General features: G+C 61.3%; 11 protein-coding genes and 1 tRNA gene. All 12 read left to right on the top strand.

The window, feature by feature from the left end:
- Positions 1-225: 225 nt before the first annotated feature.
- The 12 genes from S4A8_RS18815 to fusA all read left to right on the top strand — a co-directional run bounded on the left by S4A8_RS18815 (position 226) and on the right by fusA (position 15,462).
- Positions 226-301 (top strand) — tRNA-Trp (locus S4A8_RS18815).
- 37 nt (positions 302-338) lie between these two features.
- Positions 339-710: a preprotein translocase subunit SecE gene (gene secE, locus S4A8_RS18810; protein ID WP_353221299.1), complete on the top strand. Its 372-nt coding sequence runs from the start codon at positions 339-341 to the stop codon at positions 708-710.
- Positions 711-727: 17 nt separating this feature from the next.
- Positions 728-1,261: a transcription termination/antitermination protein NusG gene (gene nusG, locus S4A8_RS18805; RefSeq protein ID WP_353221298.1), complete on the top strand. Its 534-nt coding sequence runs from the start codon at positions 728-730 to the stop codon at positions 1,259-1,261.
- Between the two features lie 89 nt (positions 1,262-1,350).
- Positions 1,351-1,779, top strand: a complete 429-nt coding sequence (gene rplK, locus S4A8_RS18800; RefSeq protein ID WP_353221297.1) for a 50S ribosomal protein L11 — start codon at positions 1,351-1,353, stop codon at positions 1,777-1,779.
- Between the two features lie 3 nt (positions 1,780-1,782).
- Positions 1,783-2,481, top strand: coding sequence for a 50S ribosomal protein L1 (rplA, locus tag S4A8_RS18795; protein WP_353221296.1), 699 nt, complete (start codon positions 1,783-1,785; stop codon positions 2,479-2,481).
- Positions 2,482-2,755: 274 nt separating this feature from the next.
- The gene (gene rplJ, locus S4A8_RS18790; protein ID WP_353221300.1) at positions 2,756-3,277 is read left to right on the top strand and encodes a 50S ribosomal protein L10; all 522 of its coding nucleotides are present in this window, start codon (positions 2,756-2,758) and stop codon (positions 3,275-3,277) included.
- A 47-nt stretch (positions 3,278-3,324) separates the two neighbouring features.
- On the top strand, positions 3,325-3,705 hold the full coding sequence (gene rplL / locus S4A8_RS18785) for a 50S ribosomal protein L7/L12 (protein ID WP_353180103.1): 381 nt from the start codon (positions 3,325-3,327) through the stop codon (positions 3,703-3,705).
- A gap of 175 nt (positions 3,706-3,880) precedes the next feature.
- Complete coding sequence (gene rpoB / locus S4A8_RS18780; RefSeq protein ID WP_353180104.1) at positions 3,881-7,963, top strand: DNA-directed RNA polymerase subunit beta; 4,083 nt, start codon at positions 3,881-3,883, stop codon at positions 7,961-7,963.
- A 97-nt stretch (positions 7,964-8,060) separates the two neighbouring features.
- Positions 8,061-12,284, top strand: coding sequence for a DNA-directed RNA polymerase subunit beta' (rpoC, locus tag S4A8_RS18775; RefSeq protein WP_006913623.1), 4,224 nt, complete (start codon positions 8,061-8,063; stop codon positions 12,282-12,284).
- Between the two features lie 125 nt (positions 12,285-12,409).
- A complete protein-coding gene (gene rpsL / locus S4A8_RS18770; RefSeq protein WP_006913624.1) occupies positions 12,410-12,784 on the top strand; it encodes a 30S ribosomal protein S12 in 375 nt (124 codons plus the stop codon).
- A 40-nt stretch (positions 12,785-12,824) separates the two neighbouring features.
- Complete coding sequence (gene rpsG / locus S4A8_RS18765; RefSeq protein ID WP_006913625.1) at positions 12,825-13,298, top strand: 30S ribosomal protein S7; 474 nt, start codon at positions 12,825-12,827, stop codon at positions 13,296-13,298.
- Positions 13,299-13,347: 49 nt separating this feature from the next.
- Complete coding sequence (fusA, locus tag S4A8_RS18760; RefSeq protein ID WP_353180108.1) at positions 13,348-15,462, top strand: elongation factor G; 2,115 nt, start codon at positions 13,348-13,350, stop codon at positions 15,460-15,462.
- The last annotated feature ends 76 nt before the right edge of the window (positions 15,463-15,538 follow it).

Below are 15,538 nucleotides of genomic sequence, written 5' to 3'. Positions count from 1 at the left end.
CTTCGCCATTCGTGAAGGCGGCCGCACCGTGGGTGCCGGCGTCGTGACCAAGATTACGGAATAGTGGAATAACGCGATTGCGGCGTGCGCACGGTCGGTCTGAAGCCGAATCGCGCGTAGCGCCGCTTTCGTGTTTGTAGTCGCGAAAACGGCGGGGCAGTTGCCAAAGCTGGAAACTGTGCTAACATCCGCCGTCTTTTTCGCGGGCAATGAGTTTACGCGCATAGGCCAGTAGCTCAATTGGCAGAGCAGCGGTCTCCAAAACCGCAGGTTGGGGGTTCGAGTCCCTCCTGGCCTGCCACGTAGGCAGGCATTTCCACTTTTTGGTCGAGTCGTCGATGGCAACCCAAGAAAAACGTACGAGCTCCCTGCTCGACACAGCGCTGCTATGGCTAGCCATTGGCGTGCTGCTGGCGAGCATGGTCGGCTACTACTATTTCACGGCGCATACCGACCTCGTGCGCGTGCTTGGCCTGTTGGGCGGCACCGCGGTTGCAATCGCCATAGCGCTGCAGACCGCGATCGGCAAGACCGCCTGGTCTTATATCCAGGGGTCGCGTACCGAGTTGCGCCGCATGGTCTGGCCGACGCGCCGCGAAACGGTGCAGACCACATTGATGGTCGTGGTCGTGGTTCTCATTCTGGCCGTGTTCATTTGGGCGCTGGATATTGTGCTCGCCTGGGCTGTGCAACTTCTGACCGGCCGCTAGGCGCAAGGCGAATACTTATGGCCAAGCATTGGTACGTGGTTCATGCCTTCTCGCAGTACGAGAAGAAGGTGCGCGATTCCCTGAAGGAATACGCGGCACGCCATGGCATGGAAGATTATTTCGGCGACATTCTGGTCCCCACCGAAGAGGTGGTCGAAGTCAAGGATGGCCAGCGCCGCACCACCGAACGCAAGTTCTTTCCGGGATATGTGCTCGTACACATGGAAATGAACGACGACACCTGGCATTTGGTCAAGAGTGTGCCGCGTGTGCTCGGTTTCATTGGTGGTACGGCCGATCGGCCGGCACCGATTACCGATGCCGAGGCCGATCAGATCCTCAATCGCGTCGAAGAGTCGGTCGAGAAGCCGCGCCCGAAAACGGTGTTCGAGCCGGGTCAGGAAGTGCGCGTCATCGACGGCCCGTTCGCCGATTTCAGCGGCGTGGTCGAGGAAGTCAATTACGAAAAGAACCGTCTACGTGTGGCGGTCACGATCTTCGGGCGTTCGACACCCGTGGATCTGGAATTCGATCAGGTCGAAAAGAGCTGATTCATCACCGCGGCGCACGACGCGCCGTATTCGTTGTCACAGGGAGCCCGGGGCAGGCCCGCGGCGCATGCACCTGAAGGAGTAGTTCAATGGCCAAGAAGATTGCAGGCTATATCAAGCTGCAGATCCCGGCCGGCAAGGCCAACCCGAGCCCGCCCGTGGGTCCGGCGCTAGGTCAGCACGGCGTCAATATCATGGAATTCTGCAAGGCGTTCAACGCCGAAACGCAGGATATCGAGCCCGGTCTGCCGATTCCGGTGGTCATCACCGTTTTCTCGGATCGCAGCTTCTCGTTCGTCAAGAAGACGCCGCCGGCGGCGATTCTGCTCAAGAAAGCGGCCAAGATCACCAGTGGTGCGGCCGATCCGCTGCGCAACAAGGTCGGTACCGTGACCCGCGCGCAGGTCGAAGAGATCGCCGAAACCAAGTGGGCCGATCTGAATGCGGCCGACATGGATGCGGCAGTGCGCATCATTTCTGGTAGTGCCCGCTCGATGGGCATCAAGGTGGAGGGCTAAGCCATGGCGAAGATTTCCAAGCGCAAGGCCGCCATCCGCGATCAGATCGATCCGGTCAAGGTCTATCCGGTCGACGAAGCGCTCGATCTGCTCAAGAAGCTCTCCAGTGCGAAGTTCACCGAGTCGGTCGAAGTGGCCGTGAATCTTGGCGTGAACGCGCGCAAGTCGGACCAGAACGTGCGTGGCTCGACGGTCATGCCCAACGGCACCGGCAAGAGTGTGCGCGTAGCCGTGTTCACCCAGGGCGACAACGCCGAAAAGGCCAAGGCCGCCGGGGCCGACGTGGTCGGTTTCAACGACCTGGCCGAGCAGGTTCAGGCCGGTGAGATCAACTTCGACATGGTCGTGGCGACGCCGGATGCGATGCCGGTGGTCGGTCGTCTGGGTCAGATCCTGGGGCCGAAAGGCCTGATGCCGAACCCGAAGACCGGCACGGTCACCACGGACGTGGAAACCGCGGTCAAGAACGCCAAGGCCGGTCAGGTGCAGTACCGCACCGACAAGGCCGGCATCATCCACTGCGCGATCGGCAAGGTGGATTTCGAAAACGCCGCGCTCAAGGAAAACCTGGCTGCGCTGATCGCTGATCTGCGCAAGGCCAAGCCGGCGAACGCCAAAGGCGTGTATTTCAAGAAGGTGTCGCTGTCGACGACGATGGGTCCCGGGCTGGCCGTGGACGCTGCGAGTTCGAACGCGGCCTAGTGGATATTCGGCGGCACGTCGCATGGCGTGCCGCCGATCGATGAGTTCTTTGTAGCGCAGCCCGCTCTTTGGATGGCTGCGTCGTCAAAGACCGTTAGGCGAGCCGAGGGTGTCGGCTCTTAAAGGCGACAACGCCAGCCTACGTAGATGACGTGTGTCGTGCGGCGCGTTAAGTGCCAAGCGGCAGTCGTCGACGGGCATGTCTTCGGGCGTGTCCGGTCAATCATCCGGCGGCATGTGTCGTCGGTTTGCTCAAGGAGTGATGACTATGGCCATGAGTTTTCAAGCCAAGCAGGCCATGGTGGCAGAAGTCAGCGACGTGGCGAATCGTGCGCATTCCGCAGTACTTGCGGAATACCGCGGTCTCACCGCTGGTCAGATGGACGCCCTTCGCGTAAACGCCCGTCAGGGTGGTGCGTATCTGAAGGTGGTCAAGAACAATCTGGCCAAGCTGGCCCTGAAGGGCACCGATTACGAATGCATGAGCGATGCCTTCGTCGGGCCGGTCATTCTGGGGTTCTCCCTGGAAGATCCGGGTTCGGCGGCGCGCGTTGTCAGTGATTTTCGTAAGGATCACGAAGCCCTGAAGGTGACGGCGATCTCGTTCAACGGGCAGTTGCTGCCCGGCGATCAGCTCGACCGTCTGGCCAAGCTGCCGACCCGTGACGAGGCCCTGTCCCAGCTGATGCGTGTGATGAAAGCACCCATCGACAAGCTGGCCCGGACCACGCGCGAGCCGGTCGCCAAGCTTTCCCGCACCGTGGCTGCAGTCCGCGACGAAAAGCAGGCTGCTTGAATCATTTGAATCGGGCCGTGTGGCCCCAAACGTATTAGGAGCGAATAATGGCTGCTACGAAGGAAGAAGTACTCGAAGCGATCTCCGAAATGTCCGTGATGGACGTGGTCGAGCTCGTCGAGATGATGGAAGAGAAGTTCGGTGTTTCTGCGGCGGCGCCTGTGGCGATGGCCGCGGCCGGCGGTGGCGGCGGCGAAGCCGCAGCTGCCGAAGAGCAGACCGAGTTCGATGTGGTTCTGGCCAGCTTCGGCGACAACAAGGTTGGCGCTATTAAGGCGGTCCGTGCCATCACCGGCCTGGGTCTCAAGGAAGCCAAGGAAATGGTGGAATCCGCGCCCGCGACCCTGAAGGAAGGCGTGGCCAAGGAAGAAGCCGAAGAAATGAAGACCAAGCTTGAAGAAGCCGGCGCCAAGGTCGAGCTCAAGTAAGGCAGGACGCGTCAAAGGCATTGTTCGAAACGATAATTTGACGCTTTAGGAGAATTGGCTGGTAGCGCGCGCCGCTGCCGGCCTTTTCCCGTTGCCCCCGACCGAAAGCGCGCGCGATACCGGCTGCGAAACAACTCACGGTTTTGCAGCAAGTCCAACCAGAGGGTTGAGTGACATGGCCTACTCGTTTACCGAGAAAAAACGTATTCGCAAGGACTTTGCGAAACAGCCTTCAGTGCTGGAGATGCCGTTCCTGCTGGCGACCCAGCTGGATTCGTACCGGCAGTTTCTGCAAAAGGATCTCGATCCCGAAAAGCGCGCCGGTATGGGTTTGCATGCCGCGTTCTCGTCGGTGTTTCCGATGTCCAGTCATTCGGGCAGTGCCGCGCTCGAATATGTCAGCTATCGGCTCGGTCAGCCCGTGTTCGACGAGAAGGAGTGTCGCGTACGCGGCATGATCTACTCGGCGCCGCTGCGCGTGACCGTGCGTCTTATCATCTACGATAAGGACAGCAAGGCGAACCCGAAGCCGGTCAAGGATATCAAGGAGCAGGAAGTCTACATGGGCGAATTGCCGCTCATGACCGACACCGGCACCTTTATCATCAACGGTACGGAGCGGGTGATCGTCAACCAGCTTCACCGTAGTCCCGGTGTGTTCTTCGACCACGATCGTGGCAAGACGCATTCCTCGGGCAAGTACCTGTATTCCGCGCGCGTGATCCCGTACCGCGGCTCGTGGCTCGATTTCGAGTTCGATCCGAAGGACAACGTCTACGTACGTATCGACCGTCGCCGCAAGCTGCCGGCGACCGTGCTCCTGCGCGCGCTCGGTTACGACACCGAGCAGATGCTGGAAATCTTCCACGAGACCAACATGTTCCACCTGTCCGACAAGGGCGTGGAAATGGAGCTCGTGCCCGAACGTCTGCGCGGCGAAACCGCGACGTTCGATATCAAGGCCGGTTCCGACGTGATCGTCGAGGAAGGCCGCCGTATCACGGTGCGCCATATCCGCAAGCTGGAAGAGGCGGGCGTGGACCGTCTCGAAGTGCCGGAAAGCTATCTCGTGGGCAAGGTGCTCGCGCGCGGCATCATCGACACCGACACCGGCGAAGAACTGGCCCCCGCCAACACCGAGCTCACCGAAGAGTTGGTTGAAGCGCTGCGCATGGCCGGCATCCAGGACGTGCCGACGTTGTACGTCAACGACCTGGACCACGGTCCGTACATGTCCAACACGCTGATGGTCGATCCCAGCACCACGCAGCTGGAAGCGCTGGTCGAGATCTATCGCATGATGCGTCCCGGCGAGCCGCCGACCAAGGACGCCGCGGAGAACCTGTTCGGCAATCTGTTCTTCAACGAAGACCGTTACGACCTGTCGGCCGTCGGCCGCATGAAGTTCAACCGTCGCCTGGGCCGCGAAGACGCGACCGGCGAATCGGTGCTGTCGAATGACGACATCATCGATGTGTTGAAGGAGCTGGTGTCGATTCGTAACGGCATCGGTCAGACCGACGATATCGACCATCTCGGCAACCGGCGTGTGCGTTCGGTCGGCGAAATGGCCGAAAACGCCTTCCGTACCGGTCTGGTACGTGTCGAGCGCGCGGTGCGCGAGCGCCTGTCGATCGCCGAATCCGAAGGCCTGATGCCGCAGGATCTGATCAACGCCAAGCCGGTGGCTGCCGCGGTCAAGGAATTCTTCGGCTCCTCGCAGCTGTCGCAGTTCATGGACCAGAACAACCCGCTGTCGGAGGTCACGCATAAGCGTCGTGTATCCGCCCTCGGGCCGGGTGGTCTGACCCGTGAGCGCGCCGGCTTCGAAGTGCGCGACGTGCACCCGACCCATTACGGCCGTATCTGCCCGATCGAAACGCCGGAAGGCCCGAACATCGGTCTGATCAACTCGTTGTCGGTCTACTCGCGTACCAACGACTACGGCTTCCTGGAAACGCCGTATCGCAAGGTCGAGAACGGCCGCGCGACCGAAGAGGTCGAGTATCTGTCGGCGATCGAGGAAGGCCGCTACGTCATCGCACAGGCGAATGCCCGTGTGGACGACAACGGCGATCTGGTCGACGAGCTGGTTTCCTGCCGTCATCAGAACGAGTTCACCATGGCCTCGCCGGATCGCGTCCAGTACATGGACGTGTCGCCGAAGCAGATCATGTCCGTGGCCGCCTCGCTGGTGCCGTTCCTCGAGCATGACGACGCCAACCGCGCGCTCATGGGCTCGAACATGCAGCGTCAGGCCGTGCCCTGTCTGCGTGCCGACAAGCCGCTGGTGGGCACCGGTATCGAACGCAAGGTCGCGATCGACTCCGGCAACGCCGTGACCGCGCGTCGTGGCGGTGTAGTCGACAAGGTCGACGCCTCGCGTGTCGTGGTTCGTGTCTATGACGACGAAACCTCGGCCGACGAAGCGGGCGTGGATATCTACAACATGGTCAAGTACACGCGTTCGAACCAGAACACGTGTCTCAACCAGAAGCCGCTGGTCGCCCCGGGCGATCGTATCGAGCGCGGCGACGTGCTGGCCGACGGCCCGTCCACCGACATGGGCGAGCTGGCCCTGGGCCAGAACCTGCTGGTGGCCTTCATGCCCTGGCATGGTTACAACTTCGAGGACTCGATCCTGATCTCCGAGCGCGTGGTCGAAGAAGACCGCTTCACCTCGGTGCATATCGAAGAACTGACCTGTGTCGCGCGTGAGACCAAGCTCGGGCCGGAGGAAATCACCTCGGATATTCCGAACGTGAATGAATCCGCGCTGCAGAAGCTGGACGAATCCGGTATTGCCTATATCGGCGCCGAAGTGAAGGCCGGCGATATCCTGGTGGGCAAGGTCACGCCCAAGGGCGAAACCCAGCTCACCCCGGAAGAAAAGCTCCTGCGGGCCATCTTTGGCGAGAAGGCATCCGATGTGAAGGATTCTTCGCAGCGGGTGCCGCCGGGCATGGACGGCACCGTGATCGACGTGCGTGTATTCACGCGTGACGGCGTCGAGAAGGACGCCCGTGCGCTGTCGATCGAGGAAGACGAGCTGGCCGAGGTGCGCAAGGACCTCAACGACCAGCAACGTATCTTCGAAGACGACCTGTTCGATCGCCTGCGCAGCATGCTGCTGGGCAAGGTCGCTGATGGCGGTCCGAACAAGCTCAAGGCCGATGCCAAGATCACCGCCGACTATCTCGACGGTCTGGATCGCGGCAAGTGGTTCGATATTCGTCTGCAGGACGAAAGCGCGCAGTCGCAGCTCGAATCCATCGCCCAGCGCCTGAAGGATCAGAAGGCCGACTTCGAGCGTCGTTTCACGTCGAAGAAGGAAAAGATCACCCAGGGCGACGAGCTTGCCCCGGGCGTGCTCAAGATGGTCAAGGTCTATCTGGCCGTTAAGCGTCGTGTGCAGCCGGGCGACAAGATGGCCGGCCGTCACGGTAACAAGGGCGTGATCTCGCAGATCGTGCCGGTCGAGGACATGCCGTATCTGGAAGACGGTACCCCGGCCGATATCGTGCTCAATCCGCTGGGCGTGCCCTCGCGCATGAACATCGGTCAGGTGCTGGAAACGCATCTGGGCTGGGCAGCACGTGGCATTGGTCTGCGCGTGGGCGAAATGCTCGAGCAGCAGCAGGCCGTCGGCGAGATTCGGGAATTCCTGAAGAAGGCCTACTACACGGAAGGCGGTACCCAGGAAGACATCGACAGTCTCACCGACGAAGAGATGATGACGATGGCCGGTAACCTCGTGGGCGGCATGCCCACGGCCACGCCGGTGTTCGACGGTGCCGATGAAGACGAGATTCGTCGTCTGCTCAAGCTCGCCGGACTGCCGGAATCGGGCCAGGCCACGCTCATCGACGGCCGTACCGGCGAAACCTTTTCGCGCCCGGTGACCGTCGGCTATATGTACATGCTCAAGCTCAACCATCTGGTCGACGACAAGATGCATGCCCGTTCGACTGGCCCGTACTCGCTGGTCACCCAGCAGCCGCTGGGCGGCAAGGCGCAGTTCGGCGGTCAGCGCTTCGGCGAAATGGAAGTCTGGGCGCTGCAGGCCTACGGCGCGGCGTACACGCTGCAGGAAATGCTCACGGTGAAATCCGACGACGTGACGGGCCGTACCCGCATGTACAAGAACATCGTCGACGGCGATCACCAGATGCATGCCGGCATGCCCGAATCGTTCAACGTGTTGACGAAGGAAATCCGTTCGCTGGGTCTCAACATCGAACTCGAGGAAGATGATTAGTGAGGTACGCGGTGGCGGCCGGCAAGCCCGGCCGCCAGCGGCGGATTAACCCACCGCCGCGCGTTGTGTCCACGCCCCTCACGATCTGGAGTACCCCATGAAAGATCTGCTGAATCTGTTCAAGAGCGCCGACGACGTCGAAGAATTCGACGCCATCAAGATCGGCCTCGCGTCGCCGGAAACGATCCGTTCGTGGTCGTTCGGCGAGGTGAAAAAGCCGGAAACCATCAACTACCGTACGTTCAAGCCGGAACGTGACGGGCTGTTCTGTGCGCGTATCTTTGGCCCGGTCAAGGATTACGAATGCCTGTGCGGCAAGTACAAGCGCATGAAGCACCGCGGTGTGATCTGCGAAAAATGCGGCGTCGAGGTCACCCAGACCAAGGTGCGTCGTGAGCGCATGGGTCATATCGACCTGGCCTCGCCGGTCGCCCATATCTGGTTCCTCAAGAGCCTGCCGTCCCGTATCGGCCTGCTGCTCGACATGCCGCTGCGCGCGATCGAGCGCGTGCTGTATTTCGAAGCCTATGTGGTCACCGATCCGGGCATGACCCCGCTCGAGCCGTACTCGCTGCTCACCGAAGAGGAATACCTCGATACGGTCGAACAGTACGGCGACGAATTCGCGGCCAAGATGGGCGCGGAAGCGGTGCTCGACATCCTTCGCAACATGGACATGGGCGCAGAAGCCCAGCGCATGCGCGAAGAACTCAATGCCACCGGTTCGGCCACCAAGATCAAGCGTCTCGGCAAGCGCCTCAAGCTGCTGGAGTACTTCCAGCAGTCGGGCAACAAGGCCGAGTGGATGATCATGCGCGTGCTGCCGGTGCTGCCGCCGGATCTGCGTCCGCTGGTGCCGCTGGACGGCGGTCGGTTCGCGACCTCGGATCTCAACGATCTGTATCGTCGCGTGATCAACCGCAACAACCGTCTGCGTCGCCTGCTCGAACTCAACGCCCCGGACATCATCGTGCGCAACGAAAAGCGCATGCTGCAGGAGTCCGTGGACGCGCTGATCGACAACGGCCGTCGCGGTCGCGCGATCACCGGCTCCAACCGTCGTCCGCTCAAGTCGCTGGCCGACATGATCAAGGGCAAGCAGGGCCGTTTCCGTCAGAACCTGCTGGGCAAGCGTGTCGACTACTCGGGCCGTTCGGTCATCGTGGTCGGCCCGACGCTCAAGCTGCACCAGTGCGGTCTGCCCAAGAAGATGGCGCTGGAGCTGTTCAAGCCGTTCATCTATTCGCGCCTGCAGCGTCTGGAGCTGGCCTCCACGATCAAGGCCGCCAAGAAAATGGTCGAGCGTGAAGAGCCGGAAGTCTGGGATATGCTCGAGGAGGTCATCCGCGAGCACCCGGTCATGCTCAACCGTGCGCCGACCCTGCATCGTCTGGGTATTCAGGCGTTCGAGCCGGTGCTCATCGAAGGCAAGGCGATCCAGCTGCATCCGCTGGTCTGCACCGCCTTCAACGCCGACTTCGACGGCGACCAGATGGCCGTCCACGTGCCGCTGTCCATCGAAGCACAGCTGGAAGCGCGCGTGCTGATGATGGCCTCGAACAACATCCTGTCGCCGGCCTCCGGTGCGCCGATCATCGTACCGACCCAGGACGTCGTGCTCGGCCTGTACTGGATGACGCGTTCGCGCGTGAATCAGCTCGGCGAGGGCATGACCTTCGCGGACGTCTCCGAGGTCTATCGTGCCTATGATGCCCAGCAGGTCGATCTGCAGGCGCATATCAAGGTGCGTATCAACGACGTCGATGTGGACGAGGACAATAACCAGACGCCGGTTACCCGGATCGTGGAAACCACGGTCGGCCGTGCGATGCTGTCCGAAATCCTGCCCAAGGGCCTGCCCTTCAAGCTCATCAACCGTGAGCTGGACAAGAAGGCGGTCGGCGATGTCATCAACTCCAGCTATCGCGATGTCGGTCTCAAGGACACGGTCGTGTTCGCTGACCAGCTGATGTACACGGGTTTTCGCATGTCCACCAAGGCGGGTATTTCCATCGCCGTGGGCGACATGGTGATCCCGGAAGAAAAGACCACCGTGCTGGCGCGTGCCGAGGACGAGGTCAAGGAGATCGAGGAGCAGTACACCTCCGGTCTCGTGACCCAGGGCGAGCGCTACAACAAGGTCATCGATATCTGGTCGCGTGCCAACGAGCAGATCGCGGGCGCGATGATGGACAAACTCGGTCTCGACGAAGTGGTCGACTCCGAAGGCAATGCCATCGACCAGACGTCGTTCAACTCGATCTTCATGATGGCGGATTCCGGCGCGCGTGGTAGTGCGGCCCAGATTCGTCAGCTGGCCGGTATGCGTGGCCTGATGGCCAAGCCGGATGGCTCGATTATCGAGACGCCCATTACCGCGAACTTCCGTGAAGGTCTGAACGTACTCCAGTACTTCATCTCCACACATGGTGCGCGTAAGGGTCTGGCCGATACCGCGCTCAAGACCGCGAACTCGGGTTATCTGACCCGCCGTCTCGTGGACGTGTCCCAGGACGTGGTCATTACCGATCACGACTGCGGGACCGACCAGGGCATCAAGATGTATCCCATCGTCGAAGGCGGCGATGTGGTCGAACCCCTGCGCGAGCGCGTGCTCGGTCGTGTGTTGGCCTCCGACGTTGTCGATCCGGCCACCAACCACACCCTGCTCAACGCCGGTCAGCTGCTCTCCGAAAAGGAAGTGGATCTGCTCGAGGTCAACTCGATCGACGAGGTCCACGTGCGCAGCCCGATCACCTGCGAAGCGCCGTTCGGTGTCTGTGCGCAGTGCTACGGCCGCGATCTGGCCCGGGGCGAGCAGGTATCCATCGGCGAATCGGTGGGCGTGATCGCTGCGCAGTCGATCGGCGAGCCGGGTACCCAGCTGACCATGCGTACCTTCCACGTGGGTGGTGCCGCATCGCGTGCGGTCTCGGCCGACGGGGTCGAGGTCAAGTCCGCCGGTACCGTCAAACTGCACAACATCAAGACGGTCGAACATGCCGAGGGCGGCCACCTGGTGGCCGTGTCGCGTTCCGGCGAAATTGGCGTCATGGACGACAATTATCGCGAGAAGGAACGCTACAAGATCCCCTACGGTGCACGTCTGCATGTGGGCGAGGGCGATGTGGTCGAGGCCGGCGCCCGTCTGGCCGACTGGGACCCGCATACCCACCCGATCATCTCGGAAGTCGCCGGCAAGGTGAAATTCGAGGAGTTCATCGAGGGTGTGACCGTCCAGCGCGAAATCGACGAGATCACCGGTGTATCCACGCTGGTGGTTACCGAGCCGAAATCGCGTGGCCAGGGCAATCGCGACCTGCGTCCGGTGATCAAGCTGCTGGATAACGACGGCAACGAGCTCAACTTCCCGGGCACCGAAATCCCGGCGGCCTACAGTCTGCCGCCCAAGGCCATCGTGGTGGTCGAGGACGGCCAGAGCGTGGTCGTGGGTGACGTCACCGCCCGTATTCCGCAGGAATCGTCCAAGACGCGTGATATCACCGGTGGTCTGCCGCGTGTGGCCGATCTGTTCGAGGCGCGCAAGCCCAAGGTTCCGGCGATTCTTGCCGAGGCCGCGGGTACGATTCGCTTCGGCGAGGCGACCAAGGGCAAGCAGCGCCTCAAGATCGTGGACTCGGAAGGCTACGAGAACGAGATCCTCATTCCCAAGTGGCGCCAGATCAACGTGTTCGAAGGCGAGCACGTCGAGAAGGGCGAGATCATCTCGGATGGCGAGCCCATGCCGCACGATATCCTGCGCCTGCAGGGTATTCCCAAGCTGGCGGACTATCTGGTCAAGGAAATCCAGGACGTCTACCGCCTGCAGGGCGTGCGCATCAACGACAAGCACATCGAGGTGATCGTGCGTCAGATGCTGCGCCGGGTGGAAATCGTCGATGCCGGCGATACCTCCTTCCTGCAGGGCGAACAGGCGGAATACCAGGCGGTACTCAACGAAAACCGCCGGGTCGAGGCCAAGGGCGAGCAGCCGGCCACATTCGACCGCCTGCTGCTGGGCATCACCAAGGCCAGTCTGTCGACGGAGTCGTTCATCTCGGCGGCGTCGTTCCAGGAGACTACGCGCGTGCTCACCGAGGCCGCCGTACGCGGCGCCCGCGACGACCTGCGTGGCCTCAAGGAGAACGTCATCGTCGGTCGTCTGATTCCGGCCGGTACCGGTCTTGCGTACCACGAGCAGCGCCGCCGCGAGCGTCTCGGGCCGCTGGATCTGGAAGGCGCGCTGCCGCGCGACGAACAGATCCCCGGCGCCAGCGACGAGGCCGAAGCCGAGGAATCCACCAACGAAGACTCGGCCTGAGGTGATATGGCGCGCCGTGCTTGACAGCGCGGCGCGCCACTATTAGTATCCGCCGTCCTTTAACGGCAGCACGACGTCGGGTCGCGCTGCCTTAATATTTTTAATCGATCGAGTAGGGTGACGACGTGTCTACGGTCAACCAACTGGTCCGCAAGGGCCGCAAAGACAAGCGCCAGAAGAACGACGTACCCGCGCTGCAGGGCTGTCCGCAGCGCCGTGGTGTGTGCACGCGTGTCTATACCACCACGCCGAAAAAGCCGAACTCCGCGCTGCGTAAGGTTGCACGTGTTCGTCTGACCAACGGTTTCGAAGTCGCCAGCTATATCGGCGGCGAAGGGCATAACCTGCAGGAACACTCGGTCGTGCTCATTCGTGGCGGTCGTGTAAAGGATTTGCCCGGTGTGCGTTATCACACGGTGCGCGGTGCGCTGGACGCCTCGGGCGTCGAGGCACGCCGCCAGGGCCGTTCCAAGTACGGCGCCAAGAAGCCGAAGTCCTAGTCCGAACGCACTAGTTCACCGAATTACCTAAAGGTTCACTATGTCCCGTCGTGCATCCGCGCCGCGTCGCGAAATTCTGCCCGATCCGCGCTATCACAGCGAGTTGCTGGCCAAGTTCATGAACATGATCATGGAAGATGGCAAGAAGTCGAAGGCCGAGGCCATCGTCTACGGCGCGCTGACCCAGATCGGTACCAAGAAAGGCACCGACGAGCCCCTCGAGATTCTCGAGGAAGCGCTGGACAACATCCGTCCGGCGGTCGAGGTCAAGTCCCGCCGTGTCGGTGGTGCGACCTATCAGGTCCCGGTCGAAGTGCGTGCCGTACGCCGTACTACGCTGGCCATGCGCTGGGTGATCGACGCAGCGCGCAAGCGTGGCGAGCATTCCATGGCTCAGCGTCTGGCTGGCGAGCTGCTGGATGCCTCCGAGCATCGTGGCGCCGCGGTTAAAAAGCGCGAAGACACGCACCGGATGGCCGACGCCAACAAGGCGTTCTCGCACTTCCGCTGGTAAGACGCGCGGTTTTTCGCGCGCTCCATTTCGCAAGATTCAAGAGACTTTCATGGCCCGCAAGCATCCTCTCGAGCGCTATCGCAACATCGGCATCATGGCGCATATCGATGCCGGCAAGACCACGACCACCGAGCGTGTGCTCTACTACACCGGTATCTCTCACAAGATGGGCGAAGTGCATGACGGCGCGGCCGTGATGGACTGGATGGCGCAGGAGCAGGAGCGCGGCATCACCATCACCTCGGCTGCGACCACCTGTTTCTGGCAGGGCATGGAGCAGCAGTTCCCCGAGCAGTACCGCATCAACATCATCGACACGCCCGGCCACGTTGACTTCACCATCGAAGTCGAGCGTTCGCTGCGTGTGCTCGACGGCGCGGTATGTGTGCTCGACGCCAACGCCGGTGTCGAGCCGCAGACGGAAACGGTATGGCGCCAAGCCAACAAGTACCACGTGCCGCGGCTGGTGTTCGTCAACAAGATGGACAAGCTGGGTGCGGACTACTATCGCTGCGTGCAGATGATGCGCGATCGTCTGGCTACCCATCCGGTGTCCATCCAGCTGCCGATCGGCGCGGAAGACGATTTCGAAGGCGTGGTCGATCTGCTGCGCATGCAGGCGATCTACTGGAACGAAGAAGACGCAGGTCGTACGTTCGAAGCGCGCGAAATCCCCGATCATCTCAAGGCCGATGCAGAGAAGTATCGCGAAGAGATGGTCGAGGCGGCCGCCGAGGCCAACGAAGCGTTGATGGACAAGTACCTCGAAGACGGTGAGCTGTCCAACGACGACATCAAGGCCGGTCTGCGCACGCGCACCATCAACAACGAAATCTGCCTGTGCCTGTGTGGTACCGCGTTCAAGAACAAGGGCGTGCAGGCGATGCTCGACGCGGTCGTCGACTACCTGCCGGCGCCGACCGAAGTGCCGCCGATCAAGGGCCAGGACGCGAACGATCCCGAAGTCAAGATCGAGCGCCGTGCCAGTGACGAAGAGCCGTTCTCGGCGCTCGTATTCAAGATCGCGACCGACCCGTTCGTCGGTTCGCTGGCCTTCATTCGTGTCTACTCCGGGGTGCTCTCCTCCGGCGACTCGGTCTACAACCCGATCGAGAACAAGAAAGAGCGCGTCGGCCGTATCCTGCAAATGCACTCCAACTCTCGTGAGGAGATCAAGGAAGTGCGTGCGGGTGATATTGCCGCTGTGGTCGGCCTGAAGAATGTCACCACGGGTTATACGCTGTGTGCGCCGGACTCGCAGGTCATTCTCGAGCGCATGGAGTTCCCCGACCCGGTTATCGCGGTGGCCGTCGAGCCGAAATCGCGTGCCGATCAGGAAAAGATGGGCGTGGCCCTGTCGAAGCTGGCCCAGGAGGATCCGTCCTTCCAAGTGCGTACCGACGAGGAAACCGCGCAGACCATCATTTCGGGCATGGGCGAGCTGCATCTGGAAATCATCGTCGATCGCATGAAGCGCGAATTCGGCGTGGAAGCCAACGTCGGCGCACCGCAGGTGGCCTACCGCGAAACGATCCGCAAGGAAGTCGAGCAGGAAGGCAAGTTCGTTCGTCAGTCCGGCGGTCGCGGTCAGTACGGTCACGTCTATCTGCGGCTCGAGCCGCAGGAAGAAGCGGGCATGGGCTACGAGTTCATCAATGCCATTACCGGCGGTGTGGTTCCCAAGGAATACATCAACTCGGTGGACAAGGGTGTGCAGGAGGCCATGACCAACGGTGTGGTCGCCGGCTACCCGATGGTCGATCTCAAGGTCACGCTCTACGACGGCTCCTACCATGACGTTGACTCCAGCGAGGCCGCCTTTAAAATAGCCGGCTCGATGGCGTTCAAGGATGGTGCGCGCAAGGCGTCGCCGGTTCTGCTTGAGCCGATGATGGACGTCGAAGTCGTCACGCCCGAAGAATACATGGGTGATGTGATGGGCGATCTGAATCGCCGTCGCGGCACCGTCAAGGGTATGGAAGACATTCCCACCGGCAAGCAGCTGTCTGCTGAAGTGCCGCTGTCGGAAATGTTTGGTTATTCGACCGATCTGCGCTCCATGAGCCAGGGTCGTGCCACCTATACCATGCAGTTCGAGAAATATTCGGAAGCACCTTCGCATGTAATCGAAGGGCTCACCCGCAACCAGTCGCAAAAGGCATAAGAGGTAGTCGCCGTGTCCAAATCAAAATTCGAGCGTAACAAGCCGCACGTAAACGTCGGCACGATTGGTCACGTGG

The organism is Salinisphaera sp. S4-8, assembly GCF_040361235.1.
GTDB lineage: Bacteria > Pseudomonadota > Gammaproteobacteria > Nevskiales > Salinisphaeraceae > Salinisphaera.
Note: the sequence above shows the minus strand (reverse complement) of the source record. Positions and strands in the feature narration are given on the sequence as shown.